The organism is Novosphingobium mangrovi, assembly GCF_022818885.1.
Taxonomy (GTDB): Bacteria; Pseudomonadota; Alphaproteobacteria; order Sphingomonadales; family Sphingomonadaceae; genus Novosphingobium; species Novosphingobium mangrovi.
In genome coordinates this window covers 17774-34893 of the sequence record NZ_JALHAT010000022.1, presented here as the reverse complement: position 1 = coordinate 34893, position 17120 = coordinate 17774, and the positions used below count along the sequence as shown (strand labels likewise).

The following is a 17120-nucleotide window of genomic DNA, read 5'->3' as shown; positions in this document are numbered from 1 at the left end:
CTCTGGTGGGCGTGGGGCTCAATCGGCCCCTGGCGGTTGTCCTTAGTGGGCGCGGGCCTCGGCCATGGCGTCGCTGCGCTGGGCCCAGATCCTGGAACCGGGGAGCGCGCCGGCAAGGGCCGCGCGCATGAAGTCTCCGGTCTCGCGGGTCATTCGGGCGAGCGCGTCGGCGGCCTTGCGCGTGCCGTCCTCGCTCGGGCGTCCGAAGGACCCGTTGAAATAGTGGTTCATGTCCGCAAAGACGAGGGCGTAGCCCAGTCCCTGGGGGGCGGCTTCGTAAGCGTCGAGGTGCTGGTGCCAGTCGTCGATGAAGCCGGGCAGGACATCGCTGGTTCCGGTGACGACGAGCGCGGGGTGCCTCAGCGCGCCGAGCCCTTCGCGCGTTGCGAGCCCCTTCATTTCGCCCGGCGGAGACAGCGCGATGACCGCCTCGGGCGCACGGGCCGTGCCCAGCGTCCAGGCCGGATCGGCGAGTGTCGCCCCGCCCGCGACCAGCGCGATGAGCGCGCCGTAGCTGTGTCCGGCGGCGATCACCTTGCCCGACAGGGTGGTCGCGCCCAGGTCCAGGCCCTCGGGGAGGCCGGGGGCAAAGGCCGCATCGACCGCACGCCAGTCGGCGAGGCGGGTGGCGCGGCTGTCGGGGTACTTGTCCGGCTCGGGATATTCCTCGGAATCGGTGTGAAGCGGGGCGGCAACCACGAACCCCTGTGCGGCCCAGGCGCGCAACACGCGGTCATAGCGTTCGGGCGTTGCGAAATTGCCGTGTGAGAAGATCACCAGCGCGCAGGCCTCGCAGGCGGCCTCGGGCGCGTAGACGGTGACGGCAAGCGTGCGCGCGTCTTCGGTCGCAAGCGTCACGGTTTGCCTGCGCACGCCAGGAACGCTCTGTTCAGCAGCACTCTCCCGCATCGTGGGGGCTCCGGGTGCGGTGGACGCACAGGCCGGAAGGCTTGCCAGAAGGGACAGCGCGGCCGTTGCCTGAACCAGTGTTGGTAACCTCGTCATGACCGCAATGATCGACGAGTTGGCGGCCGAGCGCTCCCCGTTTTGTGCGCTGTGTTCGTCAGTTGAAAACGCGTGCAGTCCTGCATTCAGGTGCGCGCGAGCGCGGTGCAGAACAAGGGCCACGAGATCAGGAGAAACTCTGCATGAAGCGATCCTTCGCATCCCTTGCCCTGCCCACGCTGTTGCCTGCGCTGCTGGCCAGCTGCGCCGCGGTGCCGGTGCCCGAGGCGCCCGCGCATGCCGATACCGGCTTGAGCGAGGCCGAGGGCGAGGCGCTCTACCAGGAGCGCTTTGCGCGCTACATGCGGCGCGAGCCCGGCGCGGGGCTGGCCGGCTACGACACCCTCGCCCCGGTTGAGGGCACGGCGGCCTGGACGCCTTTTCCGAAGGGAAGCGGCGTGGCGCCCGATGCCCTGGCGGCCGCGCGCGCCTATGCCGCGCAGGCCAACAGTTCCGCGTTTCTCGTTTGGCAGGACGGCCACATGGTGAGCGAGGACTACTTCGGCGAGACGACCGCCACCAGTCCGGTTGTCTCCAAGTCGCTGGCCAAGCCACTCGCGACGATTGCGGTGGGGCGGGCCATGGCGGCAGGGCACATCGCCTCGCTCGACCAGCCGATGGCCGATTTCCTGACCGAGTGGCAGGGTACGCCCAAGGCCGCGATCACCATCCGGCAGGTCCTGGGCATGCGCTCGGGGCTCTTGCCGCAGGGCAGTTCCACCGATCCCGAGAGCGTTCTCAACCGCTCCTACCTGCATCCCTTCCACGACCGGGTGCTGATCGAGGACTACCCGCTCGTCGACACGCCGGGCAGCCGCTATGAATATTCCAACGCCAATGGGGATCTTGTCGCGCTCTTGATCGAGCGCGCGACGGAGACCCCATACGAGGATTGGGTGGGCCGCGAGGTTCTGGCGAAGATCGGCGCGCGCGGCGGGCAGATCTGGATGGACCATCCGGGCGGCACGCCCCATTCGGGGTGCTGCATCCTGCTTCCCGCCGAAAGCTACCTGCGCCTTGCCGTGCTGCTGGCGCAGGACGGAACCTGGGAGGGCGCGCGCCTGCTGCCCGAGGGTTTCGTCACCGCCATGCGCACGCCTTCTGCGCAGAACCCGCATGCCGGGCTCGGTGTCTACGTGGGGGCGCCCTATGTCGAGTGGCGCGGACCGGCCAATCCGGAGCTGACCTATGGGCGCAACTACCACTCCGAGCCCTATGCCGCAGACGACCTGTTCCTGTTCGACGGCAATTCCAACCAGGTGGTCTACGTCGTGCCCTCGCGCCAACTGGTGGTCCTGCGCACCGGAGACAGCCCGCCCAACGAGCCGGTCTGGGACAATACGGTGCTGCCCAACCTCATCCTGCGCGGGCTTGCCGCCAACTGAGCTTTCGCGCGCCGCGCAAATGACAAGAAAGGGGCCCGGATCGCATGGATCCGGGCCCCTTTCTTTGGCTGACGTGTCCCCCGCACCTCACGGCGCGGGGGCAGGTCTTGCGATCAGTACTTCGCCTTGAGCGTGAGGCCCATGGTGCGGCGCTCGCCGTAGAACAGCTGGTAGCTGTTGCCCGAGGGGAGCAGCACGACATAGGCGTTCGAGACGTACTTCTTGTCGAAGAGGTTACGCGCCCAGATGCTGAGGTCGAAGTTGCCGAAGGAGATGCCCGAGCGCGCGTTGAACAGCGTGCGCGAGGGGATGGTCGCCTCGTTGGCGGGGGTGGTGTACATCTTGTCCTGCCAGCTGACATCGCCGCGCAGGAAGAACGAGCCGTTGTCCCAGGGCATCTCGGTCTGCCACTGCGCGCCGAACGAACCCTTGGCGCGCGGCGTGCGCTCGATCTGGTTGCCGCCGACGCTGCCATCGGGCGTGCACACGATCCCGTCGCAGGGCGAAACCGTGCGGCTGAAACGCGCATCGACCGTCTCGTCGCTGTACTCGCCATGCGCATAGGAGAAGTTGGCATCGAACGACCAGTGGTCGTCGGGATAGAACGCGGTGTCGAACTCCGCGCCATAGACGGTGGCACTGCCCAGGTTGAGGACGATGTTCACCGCGTTGGGATCGTTGGCGTAAGTGTCGGCCGAGTTGATCTGGATGTCGCTCCAGTCGGTGTAGAACAGGGCCGCGTTGAAAGTCAGGCGTCCACCCATGAGGGTATTCTTGGCACCCACTTCGTAGGTCCAGTTCGATTCCTCGCCATAGGTGCGCTGCGTGTCCGAGGCGGCCGTGGCGTTGAAGCCGCCCGCCTTGGTGCCGCGCGCGGCCGAGGCGTAGAGCAGGGTGTCGGCCGAGGCGTCGAATTCGGCGGTGAAGCGCGGGGTGAAGGCGCGGAAGGTGTCCGCATAGCCCATGCCGTTGCGGTTGTTGAGAACCGAGAGGTCGGTCCAGGAGTAGCGCCCTTCTGCACCCAGCCGCAGGTTGCCCGAGGGTGAGGTCCACTGGGTTTCGCCGAAGACCGAGCGCACCAGCGTCGTCGTCGTCGTGTTGGTGAGCGTGAGGTTGAGCGTCGCATTCTCGGTGAAGGGAACAACCGGCTGGCCCTCGCTCAGCGGCGGGGCGTAGACGAGGTTGAAGTTGTAGTCGTCATCGCCCTTGGAGATGAACCCGCCGAAGGCAAAGTCGAAGCTGGAGCCATCGTAGTCGACGCGCCACTCGTGCGAATCGTAGTCGATCTCGCCGACGGGCGCGTTCTGGAAGACGCAGCTGGCAACGCAGTTTGACGGGTCGGACACGGTCATGTTGCCGATGCTGACATCGCCGGTCACGCGGCCGAACAGGTAGCTGGCGTTCCAGTGCGGGGCGAACTCGTAGGCGGCGCGGATGCGCGCGATCTGCGTGCTGGTCCAGGCACCGTAGCTGCGCGGATCGACATTGGCGCGCGAACCGGTGCCGGGCACTTCGCCGCACATCAGGCTGGGATTGCCGCTGGCACGAATGGCGCCGCAGTTGAGCTGGCCGTTGGCTTCCTCGTAGTCGGCGTTGGGGTTGGATTCGCGCTCGATGTCGAACTCGGAGTAGCTGGCCTCGATGACCATGCCCTCGGTCGGACGGGCAATTGCCGAGACCGACCAGGAATCGTTGTTCCACCCGCCGATGCGCCCGTCGGTGCCCGGGCTGACTCCGGCATTGGCCCAGGGGTTGGAGTTCGTCCAGGTGCCGTCGAATTCGGAGTGGTTGTAAGTGGCGGCAAGGCCGAACTGGTCGCTGATCGGCAGCTTGGCCTTCACGCTGGCATCATAGCGGTCGTAGATCCCTGCGGTCACCTCGCCCTCGGCGGTGAAATCGCCGTCAGTAGTGGCCTTGTAGGCAATGAAGTTGACCGCGCCGGCAAAGGCGTTGCGTCCGTAGCGTGCGCTCTGCGGGCCCTTGACCACCTCGACGCGGTCGAGCGCCGCCACCCCCATGTCGACCGACCAGCTGCGCGGCATGTAGATGCCGTCGTAGAAGGTGGCGACGTTGGTTTCGAGCGCGGTCACGCTGGTCTGCGCCTGGGCGCGGATGACGGGGACCTGGAAGCCGCTGGAATAGTTCTCGAAGCTGAGGCCGGGCGTGAAGCGGGCGATGTCGCTCATGCCTTCGACCGACTTCTTCTCCATCGTCTCGTCGCTGAGCGCGGTGATCGACATCGGCACCTCCTGGATGCTCTCCGCACGGTTGCGCGCGGTGACGACGATGGTGCCGGCCGGCTGGTTCTCGCTCGCGGCCGGTGCCTCCTGGGCCTGCGCGGCACCGGGCAGCGCGATGGCGAGCGCGCCCAGCGCGATCGAACACAGGGCCTGCGTCTTGTAGGTATGGCGATGGATCATGGTTCCCCCTGGATGGTCGTGTACGGGCGCATCGGCCCGGGTCTCCTCGGGGGGGAAGGTGTCCCCTTGGCAGCGCGCCCCCAAACCATTTGGGGGGCGCTGTTCAAGGGGTGAATTTGCAAGCCGCTCTGGCGCTCACCGCTGTTCGCAGGGTGAACGCGAGAGCGGGGAAAGGAAGCCTCAGGCCGGCTTGCGGCCCTGGACGACGTGGGGATAGATGCCGTGCGCCGTCACGTCGACGAAGCCGGCCTCGCGCGCCACTTCGGCAAGATCGAGGCTGGCCGATTCGCGCCAGAACGGCTCGCCGCCAAGCCGCGCGCCGCTGTCCGCCCGCCAGACCGAGAGCTTGTCCATGTCGGCGTAGCGGGTGACGTCGGACATGATCATGTCGCCGCCGGGCTCCAGCACGCGGAAAGCCTCGGCAAAGACGGCGCGGATCACGTCGGCGGGGATCTCGTGGAGCAGAATGTACGAGGCGACGAGGTCGAACGAGGCGTCGGCAAAGCCGGTGTCCTCGGCCGGGCGCTGGTAGAGCTTCCAGGCCCAGCCGTGCGCGTTGCCGATGCGCTGGGCGTGTTCGAGGACGCGCAGCGAAAGGTCGACGCCGGTGATTTCGGCCTCGGGGTAGACCTCCTGCAGGGCCTGCGTGAAGTGGCCGGTCGACGCGCCCATGTCGAGGATGCGCGTGTAATCGTCGCGCGGTGCCATCGCGGCGACCGCGCGGCGCTGCTTGTAGATGCCGCCGGGATAGAGCGCTTCCACCAGCTTGCGGTGGACGATTTCGCCGTGGATATACCCTTGCATCGCGTGGTCTTCCCAGCCGCCCGCAGTGCGGTGGAAGTTGACGCCCTCGAAATAGGCCGGGGGCACCGCGCCTTCGGGTGCGGGTTCGAGCGTGGTCGGCCCTTGCGACTGGTAGCGTTCGATCACCGGATCGATGGTTTCGCGCACGTCCTCGAAAGCCTCGCGCGCGACGAGGCCGTGCATGCGCGCATGGTATTCGCCCAGAAGCTGGCTGGTGCGATAGGCGGGGCTGGCCAGGCAGGTCTGGCTAAGCTGCCGGTCACGCAGGTCGAGGTCATCGGGAAGGACCGCCGGGTCGGGCAGCATTTCGGCCTGCTCTGCGCTCACCTGACTGCGCAGCGGCTGGCCGCCGCGCGCAAGGTGGATCATGAAGTCGAGCGAGGCGCGCCCGCGCTGCTGCGCGGTGAAGGCCAGCGGGTTATCGGTGTCAGGTGCGGCAAGGGTGTCGGTCACGAGACGTCCTCCTGCTTGAGTTTGTAGCCGGCAAGCAGCGTGATCGCCGCAATGCTCAGGAAACCGGGAATGTAGCATACGCCGAGCAGCAGCGCCTGCCGGATTTCCGGGGTGCGCATGGCCTCGGGCGGCAGCGTCTTGTCGAACCCGGCGGCCGAGAGCGCGATGCCCACGATCAGGGGGCCTACGGCGAAGGTGAACTTCTCGGTGAAGCTGTAGAACGCGGTGTAGACGCCCTCGCGGCGAACGCCGGTGCGCAGCGCGTCGAAGCTGATGATGTCGGTCAGCATCGACATCGCCATGATCACGTTGGCGCAGGCCCCGAACGAGACCACGGCCATGCGCAGCACGTAGAAGATCAGTGGCTCTGTCGGCGAGGCGAAGTACCAGCTCAGCACGGCCAGCAGGTAGAAGCTGCCGCCCACAATGTAGGTCTGGCTCTTGCCGATCTTGCGCGAAAGACGCACGAGAAGCGGGGCCGAGGCGAGCTGGACCAGCGTCCCCACGACCGCGGCGGGCGCGAGGATCGTGAGGTCGCGCTGGAGCACGTTGAGGAGAAAGAACATCGCGGCGGCCTGCGAGGAGGCAACGCCGATCAGCTGCGTCGCCTTGACCCCGAGCAGGCGGATGAAGTGGCGGTTGGAGAAGACGTGCCCGACTTCGCTTAGGATCTTCGGGCGCTCCACCTGGCTGGCGGTGAAGCGCGCGCTGCGCGTGCCCAGATAGGCGATCATGGTGGCGCCGAAGATGATCGCCCCGCCGCACAGGCCGATCACCGTGTAGGAGAACTGGCTCGTGCGCCCCAGCGCCTCGAGCGCGATGGGCGAAATCGTGCCGACCACCAGCGAGGCGATCGCGACATACATCATGCGCACACCGTGGATGGCCGAACGCTCGTGGTAGCTGTCGGTCATCTCGGCGGGCATCGACATGTAGGGCACGTTGAAGAGCGCGTAGCCGCAGGTGTAGATGAGGAGGGCGCCAAAAACGTAGGAGGCGCGCAGGATCTCGCTCGCGAACATTGGTGTCGTGAAGATCATGATGTACGAGCCCGCGCAGGCGAACGAGCCCCACAGCAGGAACGGGCGGCGGCGGCTGCCGGTGGTGCGCAGACGGTCGCTCCAGGTGCCCACGACCGGGTCGGTGACCACGCCCAGCAGCTTGCTGACGAAGATCAGGGTTCCTGCAAGAGCCGGGTCGATCTGCAGTACGCTCACCATGTAGAACAGGATCAGGCCGCCGATCGAGTTCATCAGGATCGCGATGCCCAGCGCGCCCGAGCCCCAGCTGTACTGCAGGCGCAGCGGAACCTGGCGCGGGTTCTCGATGGTATCGCGGGCCGGATCGGGCAGGAATGTGTCCTCCCCGCTGGCGTCGGCGACCTTGCTTGTCATCTTGGCTTCTTCCCCACTCGTCTCGCACGCTTGGTGCACGAAGGGGAAGGCTACCGCGCGCAAGCAGCCATGGCGCGCGCTCATTCGATGCGAATTCATGTGATGAACAGCCGCGCGCCCAAGGCCCGCGGTGCAGCTGTTCACCTGCTGAAAACAGAGCGCTTCAAGGCAGGACAGGCGGGCCCGTAACGCTAGTGTGCAGGTCCTGTTACGAGATGACGAAGGAAGACCTGACGATGAGCGATACCCTGCATTTCCCGGTCGTTGTCGTGGGCGCCGGGGGCACGGGGCTCACCGCCGCGCTGGCCGCGCACGATGCGGGCGTGGAGGCGCTGGTGATCGAGCGCGACGCGACCCCGCTCGGCTCCACGGCGATGTCGACCGGGCTCATTCCAGCCTCGGGCACGCCCGAGCAGGCCGCGCAGGGCATTGCCGATTCGCCGGAACTGTTCGCGCAGGACATCATGGCCAAGACCAAGGGGCTGACCGATCCCGACATGGCGCTTGCCATCGCGCGCGAGTCGGTCGAGACGATTGCCTGGATGCGCGACGAACACGGCGTGCCGCTCGATCTGGTCGACGGCTTCCTCTATCCCGGGCACAGCGTGCGGCGCATGTACGGGACGCCCAACCGCACCGGGGGCGAGCTGATGGCCGCGCTGGAAGATGCCTGCGGCAAGGCCGAGATCCCGATCCTGACCGAGGCGACCGTGGAAGAGGTGCTGCATGACGGCGCGCGGGTGACAGGCGTGCGCTACCGCCGCCCTGACGGCGCGCTGGAAGACGTCACCTGCGATGCGCTGATCCTCGCCTGCTCGGGCTTTGCGGGCAATCCCGAGATGGTGGCAAAATTCATCCCCGACATGGCTGCAGCCACCTTCCACGGCCATCCCGGCAACAAGGGCGATGCGGTGCGTTGGGGCGAGGAACTGGGCGCGAAACTGGAGGACATGACTGGCTATCAGGGGCACGGCGGTCTTGCCATGGGGCATGGCATCCCGATCCTGTGGCCGCTCATCATGGAAGGCGGTTTCCAGGTGAACCTGGAGGGCAAGCGTTTCTCCGATGAAAGCGCGGGCTATTCCGAGCAGGCAGCCAAGGTCAACGCGCAGCCCGAGCACGTCGCCTGGTCGATCTTCGATGAACGCCTGCACCAGCTCATGTGCGCCTTTGACGACTACCGCGATGCCCTCAAGGCAGGCGCGGTGGTGAGCGCGCAGACGCTCGAGGAACTGGCCGAGAAGACCCGCCTTCCGGCCAAGGCGCTCGGCGCCACGCTGGCCGATGTCGCCGCCATCGCGCGGGGCGAGGTGCAGGACGCCTGGGGGCGCCGTTTCGAGGAGCGCCACTTGCTGGAAGCGCCCTACTACGCGGCGCGGGTCACGGGGGCGCTGTTCCACACCCAGGGCGGTCTGGTTGTCGATGCCGAGGCGCGCGTGTGCGGCGCGGACGGTACGCCGCTGCCCAATCTCTTCGCCGGTGGCGGCGCGGCGCGCGGGATCTCGGGCACGGGCTCCTATGGGTATCTCGCGGGCAACGGCCTCCTTACGGCAACGACGTTGGGCAAGGTGGCCGGGCGCAGCGCGGCGCGGTTGGTCGAAGGCTGAATTGGGGCTCGTTCTGTCCGCTCCGGGTGGGCGGCGATCCCGCGAAATGAGCGCAGCCCTGGCACATCAGGGCAGAGGGCCGCCGGTGTAGTACCACTCCAGCGCCGCGGGATCGCGGCAGGTGGTCTCGCCGACCCGGCGCAGGTCCGCGGCAATGCGGGCGGTCATGCCCTCCTCACGGGCGTGGCCGGTCTCGCCCTTGCGGATCATCGCGCCCGGCCCCAGTACCGGGCAGGGGCATACGGTGGGCAGCTCGAAGCGCGACTGGTGGGCCTTCATCCACGCGAACGAGGTGTATTCCAGGACCCGCGACCAGGCCGCATGGTCGAGTGATATCCCAAGGAAATCGGCGATTCTGTGGATCGTCCCGGCATGGTCGCGCTTCATGTCGCCAAAGTGCAGGAAAAGCACGTTGGGCGCGGCGCGCAGCGGCCACCAGGCGTTGAGGAACCCGAAAAAGCCCTGCGCGTGCATGCCGCCCTGCGCGATGATGTCCGCATAGAAGGTGGCGAAGTCCGAACGGCACAGCGTCTCGCGCGGGAGGCCCCAGAGGTCGAACCAGGCGTCGGTATGCTGGGCCAGGAATGGCATCAGCGAGACGAGCGCCTCTTCGGGATTGCGCAGCACCACGATGTAGCGCACCTGCGCGCTATCCCGTCCGTCCAGATAAGGGACCACGGGCGGCGGAGAGTGGGTCTTGAAGGCGCGCGGACGGTCGGCAGGCATGGCGGACAGGCGGGCGTGAACGTTTGCAGGCGTATCGCCCGGATGGCGCAGGAACTCGATCCACGGGACTTCGGCGTAGATGTCCTCGAAGGCATGGCAGCCCGCGTTCAGCAACTGGTGGACGATGTTCATCGTCCAGGTCGTGCCGCTCTTGGCGGGAACCGAGATGACGATGTCGCCGTCGCGCCAGGCGATGTCCTGCTGGATCGCGGGTACGATCCAGGGAATGCCCGCTTCGTCCTCGGTCCCGCTCATGTCTTGGCCCCTTCTCCCGGAAGGAGGCAGGTTAGCGCGGTATCAGAGGCAGAGACGAGCCTTGCCGAAATTTAATCGCGCTGCGCGCTCAGGGCTTCACCGCGCGCGTGACCCAGGGGTAGGACTGGGCACCCAGGCCATAGGCCTCGACCTCGATAAAGCCCGCCGCGCGCAGTTCGTCCTCCCAGTTGGCCAGGCACGTCTCGCGGAAATAGGGTTCCTCGCGGTGGTCGTTGTCCCATTCCAGGAGCACGGCGGTGAACATGTCGACCGCGCGGAACGGGGGCGGGTCGGAAATCACAATCTCACCACCGGATTTGAGAATGCGGAAGGCCTCGGCGAACATCTCGCGGTTCACGGGAACGGGCGCTTCGTGGTGAACGGCGTAGCTGAAGATCGCATCCACGCTTTCGTCCGCTTCGCCCGTCGTGCGCGCGTCGCACTGGCGCAGGTCCACCTTGAGGCCCATCTTCTCGGCGAGGCGGTGCCCCTCTTTCAGGCCCCGGCCGTTGAGGTCGCAGCCGATCAGCTCGGCCTCGGGGAAGACCTTGGAGATCGCCAGCAGGGTGAAGACGCTGCCGCAGCCGATCTCGAGGATGCGCTTATGGTCGCGGCGACGGAACTGCTTGACGACATCGATGCGCTGCCCGCCGATGTTCGAGCCCGGCGGCACCGCGGCAAAGCCGCCGTAGCGGAACACGCGTCCGATCCCGGCGCCCTTGGTGCCCAGATCGTAGCCATCGACGCCGATCGGCGCGAGGTGGAAGTGGATGCCCTCGTACCAGTCAGGCAGCGGGGCCTCGGGGTCGAGGGCCAGGCTGCCGCCCGCGCTGTTCACCGGCAGGCTGTCGAGATGCTCGTGCATGGCGCGCATTTCCTCGGCGGCGACGAGGTTGCGGTTCATCATCTCCTCGGCGACATAGCGCTGGGCGAAGCGTTCCATGCGGTAGTTGGGAAGGCTGGCAGCCAGATCCTTGGCCTTGTCGACACGTTCTGCAATCGCCTCGGGCGTATCGGCGGTGCCGGTCGCGTGCGCCTCGGTGAGCGCGCGGCCTTCAGGGCTCGTCTCGAAGTCCTGGCGGGCGGCTTCGCGCGTGGCGACCGAGGTGAACTTGAGGATGCCGCCCAGCACGTCGAGCCCGGCGCGGCTGCGCTGGGACATGGTTTGGGACGCCACGGGCATCCGTACGGCCTGGGTGCCGGTTGCTTCCGACTTCGCCTCACTCATTTCTCGCCTCCATCCTCGGCTCGGGCATCAGTGTCTACTTTCCGGCAGGGTGCGGCAAGGGCTTCGGCCACGCGCGCATTTTCCAAGGCGCTGTTCAACAGGTGAGCAGGCGGCGCATCGGGACTGCGGCAAAGGGCCCGGGGCGTGCTGCGATGCGCGCACGATCCAGCACAGGAGGAGAAGGACGATGACGGGTTCGAAATGGCGCATCGGCGCACTGATGGCCGTACTTGTAGCCGGGGCGGGCAGCGCGCCTGTCCGGGCGGACGAGACCGAGACCGCGCGCGCGGCGATCTGGACGCTGGAACAGGCGATCTACGAGGGGCGCAGCAAGGGCGATGTCTCCGCCTACGCGAACACGACCGCCAAGGGGTACATGGCCTGGCCGCCGGTGTTGGCTGCGCCGATGCGGGTGGACGGTTTCGATGCCGCCCTTGCCAATCCCCAGGCCTCGCAGGAGGAACTGGCGATGGAGCTGATTGATTTCACGCTGCACGGCGAGACGGCGATCATCTACTACCGCACGCACCGTACGCGGCTCGCCGACGGGACGCCCGCCGACGACCGCTTCGATGTCACCCATACCTGGATCCGGGAAGACGGTGCCTGGCGGGTGCTGGGCGGAATGGCGCGCAGCCAGGTCCTGCCCTGATCGCCCGGGAGCGTGCCGGTTACTCGGCGGTGAAGCCGGCGCGCTCCAGGATCTTCTGATAGGTACGCTCCTTGGCCGCAAGCGGCGCGCCCATGACCGATGCGATCATGCGGTCGCGCAGCGCTTCCACCTTCGGCTCGCGCTCGGGCGTCCATTCGAAGCTCTCGACGCTGCCGGTTTCGAGCACGCCCTTGTCCTCGAGCAGTTCCTCCACGACGGCGAGACGGTCGCGCGTGATCCACAGCTCGGAAAGCAGGCTCATCACCATGCGGGCGAGGTCCTCGGTGTCCATGGCTTCGAGATAGCGGTGTGCGGGCGGGGTGGACGGACTGGACATGGGACAGGTGGCCTTTCGTGGGAATGGGATCATACGGGCGCGAGCGGCATCTGGGCTTCGAGCTGGCGGGTCTCGAGCTGGGCGATGCGCCGCTGGATCACGGCGTGGCGGCGCTGGTCGATGGGAAAGCGCCAGATGATGAGCGCGCCGCCGATCTTGAGAATTGCGGGGAGCAACGCGACGGTGAAGAGCATGCCGAAGGCGGCGGTCGCATCGTTGGTCGCGCCCGCGCGGGCATCGTAGCCAAACAGGCTGAGAAGCAGGAAGGCTGCCCCCGCGCCGATGGCCAGCGCCACCTTGTTGGTGAGAAGGTAGAAAGCGAAATAGCCCCCGGTGCGCTGCTCACCTGTGCGAAGGCGCCCGTAGTCGGCGACATCGGCCAGGATTGCCGGGCTGATGACGACGATGGCCGAAGCCCCCGCACCGATGAAGACGATAACGACGAAACTGATCGCGAGGATCGTCTCGAGGCTCATCGTGGCGACATCGACAAACCAGTAGCCCTGCATCGCGAGGCTGGAGATCGTGACCGCAACGACATAACTCTTGTGCTTGCCGAAACGGCCTGCGGCCCAGATCCACAGCGGCATGGAAGCGGCCATGGTGATCGCGAAGACGGTCATCAGGTAGGGGTACCAGGCGCCAAGCTTGAGGTAGCCGTCATAGAACGTGAAGATGATCTGCAGGATCCCCATGCCCATCCCGCACAAGGAGAAAGAGGCCAGGTAAATCCACAAGGGCTTGTTGGAACGCACCGACTTTAAAAAGCCGATCAATTCGGGGCGCTTGGCAGGGAGCGCGATTCCCTTGGGTGCGAAGACGAAGCTGATGCCGATCGTGATGGGGAAGATCGCTGCGGCCGCGACGAAAAAATAGGCGAGCATGTCGATCGAGTAGGCCGAACTTTCAGTGAGGCCGAACCAGGCCACCGCGATGGGCAGGACGTAGTTGCCCAGGCTTCCCAGCTGGGTGACAATGGCCTTGGCTCCCGTGATCTTCGAGCGCGCATTGTAGTCGCTGGTTAGCTCCGCGCCCCAGGACTGCTGGTTGATGTCGATCATCGTGAAACCGAAGTCGTAGAGCGCCTTCCACGCGACGAGGTAGACAAGGCCGACCGGTCCGCTCGGGCGAAGCAGGAAGAAGGAGGCGATGAGGCACAGCAGCCCCCCCGCCACGATCCAGGGCTTGCGCGCGCCCCAGCGGGTGCGGGTGCGGTCTGAGACGTAGCCCATGAGCTGGTCGGTGACCGCATCGAACACCCGCAAGGTGACAAGCACGCCGCCCAGCGCGGCGAGGTCGATCCCGAATTCCTTGGCGTAGAGCTGGGGCACGTAGGCCATCATCGGCATCTGCAGCAGGCCCGGCCCGAAGGCGGCGAGTGCGAACGTGATGAGAGCGACGGTGCTTGGCTGCGTGGCGGCTCGTCTCGTCTGGGTCATGGGGCGAGTGTGCCGCAAGAGGTGCGTTGGGGCAGGGGGCTTTGCGCAGCGCTGTTCATCTGCCGAGAACGGACTTGAAAGAAGGCAGAACTGAACAAGGGGCCATCGCCCCTTGACCCCCAAACGGGCGACCTCACCTTTCTCAGCCAACGCCGGGTACGGGAGGTGAGCTAGGCCGTTCGGGGAGCCCGAAGGCGACGGCCCTCGGAAAGTCTGTACTTTCTTCGGTTCTCTTGCCTTTTCAGCCGGAAAGGCCGGCTTGCGATGTTCCTCCGGACAGCTCGGGGTAGGCCGAAAGCACTTCGCGTCGGCCGCTGCGTGCGCGTTCGCGGATCTTGCGGCGGGTGAGCCAGTGGAAAGTCTTGCCGTGCTCGGTGTTGGTGTCGACGATGCGCGCGGCCCAGCGCCCGATGGTGGCGGGGTGATCGGCGATGAGGTTGACCTGGGCGCGGCGTTCCGGGGTCATGCCACCGGCCTTGCGGTTCTCGCGCAGGAACCCTTCGGTGATGACGAGACCAGGGCTCAGCGATCCGGTGAGGACGGGCGTGTCGCGCGTCTCCTCGGCCAGGCAATCCATGAGGTAGGTGACCGCCACCTTGCTGGCTGCATAGCCGCTCATCTGGGGCACGAGGCTGCCGTCGGCCCCCGCGCCGAGCATGGTGTAAAGCGCGCCAGCGTGTTCGGCCTGGGCAAAGCCGCGAATGGCCGTGCGGCAGCCGTGGACCACGCCCATGACATTGACGTCGAGCATGGAGCGCATGTCCTCGTCGGTGATCTGCATGAGCGGGCCACCAAGCGCGAGACCGGCGTTGTTGATCCAGATGTCGACCTTGCCCATCTGCACGCAGGTCTGGGCCCACAGCGCGTTGACGTCTTCGGGCCGGGTGACGTCGCAGGCAAGGCCCAGTGCACTTGCCGGCATGTCGCGGCCGATCTCCTCGGCGACTGCGCGGGCCTCCTCGGCGTTGGTGGAGGAGACGACCACGTTGATCCCGCGCGTCAGGAGCGCCTCGGCAAGTGCGCGTCCGATCCCGCGTGTGCTGCCGGTGACAACGGCGGTCTTGCGGCTCTCGGGCATCCTCGTGTGTCCTTTCCTTCAATCCCTGGCGTTGCCCAGGTCCCCTGCCGGACAATGGGCCCTGCCGCTGCGCAAATGGCCAGCACGCCGAGAGGGGCTGTTCAAACAGCGAGAGACGGTGGATCGTGTCCTGTCACACCTGTGACCTGCTGCGTAGCGAAGAGGGCGGGCCACAGGAGGAGGTGCACAGTGGGAATTTCGGGGGGCGCCATGCTGAGAGGAATACTTGCATTCGGTCTGGGGACGGCGGGCACATCGGGCCCGGCTTCTGTGGGGGAGAGAGGGCCACCGCCCTTTGCCGAAAGCGAGGCTCCGCCTGCGCCTGACTATGCCAATCCGCGCGCCTGGGCCGCCTGGCCCGGACGCCCTTCGCGGGCCTTGCAGCAGCCCGGTGGCGGGCTCGCCGAGGGCAGCGCGCACGCGGTTGACGTCTTCTACGTTCACCCCACCAGCTTCCTGTCGCGGAGCGCCTGGAATGCGGATGCCGCCGATGGCCCGACCAATCGCTGGACCGATATCTCGGTGCTGGCGCGTCAGGCGAGCGCGTTCAACGCCTGCTGCCGGATCTACGCGCCGCGTTACCGCCAGGCTTCGCTGGCAGCCGTGCTTGATGGCGAGGAAGGACCGCGCGCTTACGATCTGGCCTATGGCGATGTGTCGCGGGCCTTCACGCACTATCTTGAGACGGCCAACGACGGTCGGCCCTTCGTCCTCATGGGCCACAGCCAGGGGGCCTTGATGGTACGCCGCCTGCTGCAAGAGCACGTGCGCGGCACACCGCTCGCCGCGCGCATGGTCGCAGCTTATGTCGTGGGCGTTGCCGTGCTGGAAGGCGATTTCGCGCACGATCTGGCGGGGCTCTCCCCGTGCCGGGGGGAGGACGACACCGGCTGCGTGCTCAGCTGGAACACCTTCCAGGCGGGCAGCGATGCGCAGAGCTATCGCGCGCGGGCGCAGGGGCCCTTCCTCGCTGCCCATCCTGAGGGCGACGCGCGGCTGCTGTGCAACGATCCGGTGACGCTTGCCGGTCGCGCACGCGGGCGCGGCGCTCTGCCTGGAAAGGCGGGCGAGGGGAACCTGCAGGCGCTGGTCCCTGGCGCGGTCACGGTCACCTGCGAGGAGGGCATTGCCATGCTCGAGGTCGATCCGGCGCTGGAGTATGCGCCGCTTCCCGCGGGGAACCTGCATTACCACGACGTTGCGGCCTTCTACGGCGATATTGCGGCAGACGTTGCGCGCCGGATCAGGGCGTTTCAGGGCGCGCAGAGCTGATGCGAAAAGCCCTCCCGCGGCAGACCGGGGGAGGGCTCTTGCGCTAACGCCGGGGCGCCGTCTGTCAGGCCTTGCGGCTCAGACGTAGTCCTCGGTGTCGATGGTACCGCGCATCACTTCGGGATAGCGGTGGCCATGCACGCTCTCCTGGTTGATGAGGGCCGCAGCCTTCTTCAGGATTTCGGCAGGGACATCGCACGAGGCGGCCGCGTTGTTCTCTTCCCAGTGCGCGACCGAGCGGGTGCCCGGGATCGCGTGGATGTTCTCACCCTGGGCAAGGACCCAGGCCAGCGCCAGCTGGGCGGGCGCCACGCCAGCCTCGGCCGCGAGCGCGTTGAACTGCTGGATGAGTTCCAGGTTCGCGGGCCAGTTCTCGGGCAGGAAGCGCGGATGCGTACGGCGCAGGTCCTTCTCGGTGAGCGTGGCCGGATCGGTCAGCTCCCCGCACAGCGCGCCGCGCGCGACCGGCGAGAAGGCGACGAGCGCGATGTCCAGTTCCTTCGTGGCTTCCAGCACGCCCAGTTCGACGTTGCGCGTCCACAGCGAATACTCGGTCTGAACGGCCGCCATCGGGTGCACGGCGTGGGCTTCACGAATGTGGGCCGAGGACCACTCCGAGACGCCGTAGGAGCCGATCTTGCCCGCTTCCATGGCGCGCACCATGGCACCCACCGAATCCGCGATGGGGACCTTGGGATCGAACCTGTGCATGTAGAACAGGTCGATGTGGTCGGTGCGCAGGCGCTCCAGGCTCGCCTCGATCGAGGCGGTGATCGCGTCCGGGCTGCAGTCGATGCCGCGGCGCGCGCCATCGACGATGATCCCGGTCTTGGTGGCGAGGAAGAACTCGTCGCGCCGGTCCATGATCGCGGTGCCCAGGATTTCTTCCGAGACGCCCTTGCCATAGATGTTGGCCGTGTCGAAATGGTCGCAGCCATTGTCGAGCGCGTGGCGGAACAGGGCCTCGGCATCCGCCCTTTCGGGCGGATTGCCATAGGCCCAGGCCACGTTCATGCAGCCAAGCCCGACGGGGTTGAGAGCCTTGCCGTTGATCGTGCGGGTCAT

At 66.8% G+C, this 17120-nt stretch carries 14 protein-coding genes; 4 read left to right on the top strand and 10 right to left on the bottom strand.

The annotated features are described in order from the left end of the window. Positions 1-42: 42 nt before the first annotated feature. Positions 43-873, bottom strand: coding sequence for an alpha/beta hydrolase family protein (locus MTR65_RS12615; protein ID WP_243800721.1), 831 nt, complete (start codon positions 871-873; stop codon positions 43-45). Positions 874-1148: 275 nt separating this feature from the next. Between MTR65_RS12615 and MTR65_RS12610 the strand changes: the two genes are divergently transcribed. Continuing rightward, on the top strand, positions 1149-2390 hold the full coding sequence (locus MTR65_RS12610; protein ID WP_243800720.1) for a serine hydrolase domain-containing protein: 1242 nt from the start codon (positions 1149-1151) through the stop codon (positions 2388-2390). A gap of 113 nt (positions 2391-2503) precedes the next feature. Here MTR65_RS12610 and MTR65_RS12605 read toward each other — a convergent pair whose 3' ends face one another. The 3 genes from MTR65_RS12605 to MTR65_RS12595 all read right to left on the bottom strand — a co-directional run bounded on the left by MTR65_RS12605 (position 2504) and on the right by MTR65_RS12595 (position 7461). After that, on the bottom strand, positions 2504-4810 hold the full coding sequence (locus MTR65_RS12605; RefSeq protein WP_243800719.1) for a TonB-dependent receptor: 2307 nt from the start codon (positions 4808-4810) through the stop codon (positions 2504-2506). 180 nt (positions 4811-4990) lie between these two features. Next, positions 4991-6067: a class I SAM-dependent methyltransferase gene (locus tag MTR65_RS20255; protein WP_243800717.1), complete on the bottom strand. Its 1077-nt coding sequence runs from the start codon at positions 6065-6067 to the stop codon at positions 4991-4993. Further along, the gene (locus tag MTR65_RS12595; RefSeq protein ID WP_243800715.1) at positions 6064-7461 is read right to left on the bottom strand and encodes an MFS transporter; all 1398 of its coding nucleotides are present in this window, start codon (positions 7459-7461) and stop codon (positions 6064-6066) included. The genes MTR65_RS20255 and MTR65_RS12595 overlap by 4 nt, the downstream gene beginning before the upstream one ends. Positions 7462-7697: 236 nt before the next feature. Between MTR65_RS12595 and MTR65_RS12590 the strand changes: the two genes are divergently transcribed. Continuing rightward, a complete protein-coding gene (locus tag MTR65_RS12590; RefSeq protein ID WP_243800713.1) occupies positions 7698-9068 on the top strand; it encodes an FAD-dependent oxidoreductase in 1371 nt (456 codons plus the stop codon). 66 nt (positions 9069-9134) lie between these two features. Here MTR65_RS12590 and MTR65_RS12585 read toward each other — a convergent pair whose 3' ends face one another. Both MTR65_RS12585 and MTR65_RS12580 read right to left on the bottom strand, forming a co-directional pair. Further along, positions 9135-10049 (bottom strand): sulfotransferase domain-containing protein, encoded by a 915-nt coding sequence (locus MTR65_RS12585; RefSeq protein WP_243800699.1) that lies wholly within the window; start codon positions 10047-10049, stop codon positions 9135-9137. An 88-nt stretch (positions 10050-10137) separates the two neighbouring features. Continuing rightward, the gene (locus MTR65_RS12580) at positions 10138-11277 is read right to left on the bottom strand and encodes a class I SAM-dependent methyltransferase (protein ID WP_243800697.1); all 1140 of its coding nucleotides are present in this window, start codon (positions 11275-11277) and stop codon (positions 10138-10140) included. Between the two features lie 187 nt (positions 11278-11464). Here MTR65_RS12580 and MTR65_RS12575 point away from each other — a divergent pair, with 187 nt between their 5' ends. After that, on the top strand, positions 11465-11929 hold the full coding sequence (locus tag MTR65_RS12575) for a nuclear transport factor 2 family protein (RefSeq protein ID WP_243800695.1): 465 nt from the start codon (positions 11465-11467) through the stop codon (positions 11927-11929). 19 nt (positions 11930-11948) lie between these two features. On the opposite strand, the gene MTR65_RS12570 is transcribed toward MTR65_RS12575, so the two are convergent. The 3 genes from MTR65_RS12570 to MTR65_RS12560 form a co-directional block, all read right to left on the bottom strand. Then, entirely contained in the window at positions 11949-12266 is a 318-nt protein-coding gene (locus MTR65_RS12570) for a hypothetical protein (protein WP_243800693.1), read from the bottom strand. Between the two features lie 29 nt (positions 12267-12295). After that, complete coding sequence (locus MTR65_RS12565; protein WP_243800691.1) at positions 12296-13705, bottom strand: MFS transporter; 1410 nt, start codon at positions 13703-13705, stop codon at positions 12296-12298. Between the two features lie 241 nt (positions 13706-13946). Next, positions 13947-14783 carry an SDR family oxidoreductase gene (locus MTR65_RS12560; RefSeq protein ID WP_243800688.1) on the bottom strand — a complete coding sequence of 279 codons (837 nt, stop codon included), beginning with the start codon at positions 14781-14783 and terminating at the stop codon, positions 13947-13949. Positions 14784-14993: 210 nt separating this feature from the next. Here MTR65_RS12560 and MTR65_RS12555 point away from each other — a divergent pair, with 210 nt between their 5' ends. Beyond that, positions 14994-16055 carry a DUF3089 domain-containing protein gene (locus MTR65_RS12555; RefSeq protein ID WP_243800686.1) on the top strand — a complete coding sequence of 354 codons (1062 nt, stop codon included), beginning with the start codon at positions 14994-14996 and terminating at the stop codon, positions 16053-16055. Between the two features lie 78 nt (positions 16056-16133). Here MTR65_RS12555 and MTR65_RS12550 read toward each other — a convergent pair whose 3' ends face one another. After that, on the bottom strand, positions 16134-17120 hold the full coding sequence (locus MTR65_RS12550) for an aldo/keto reductase (RefSeq protein ID WP_243800685.1): 987 nt from the start codon (positions 17118-17120) through the stop codon (positions 16134-16136).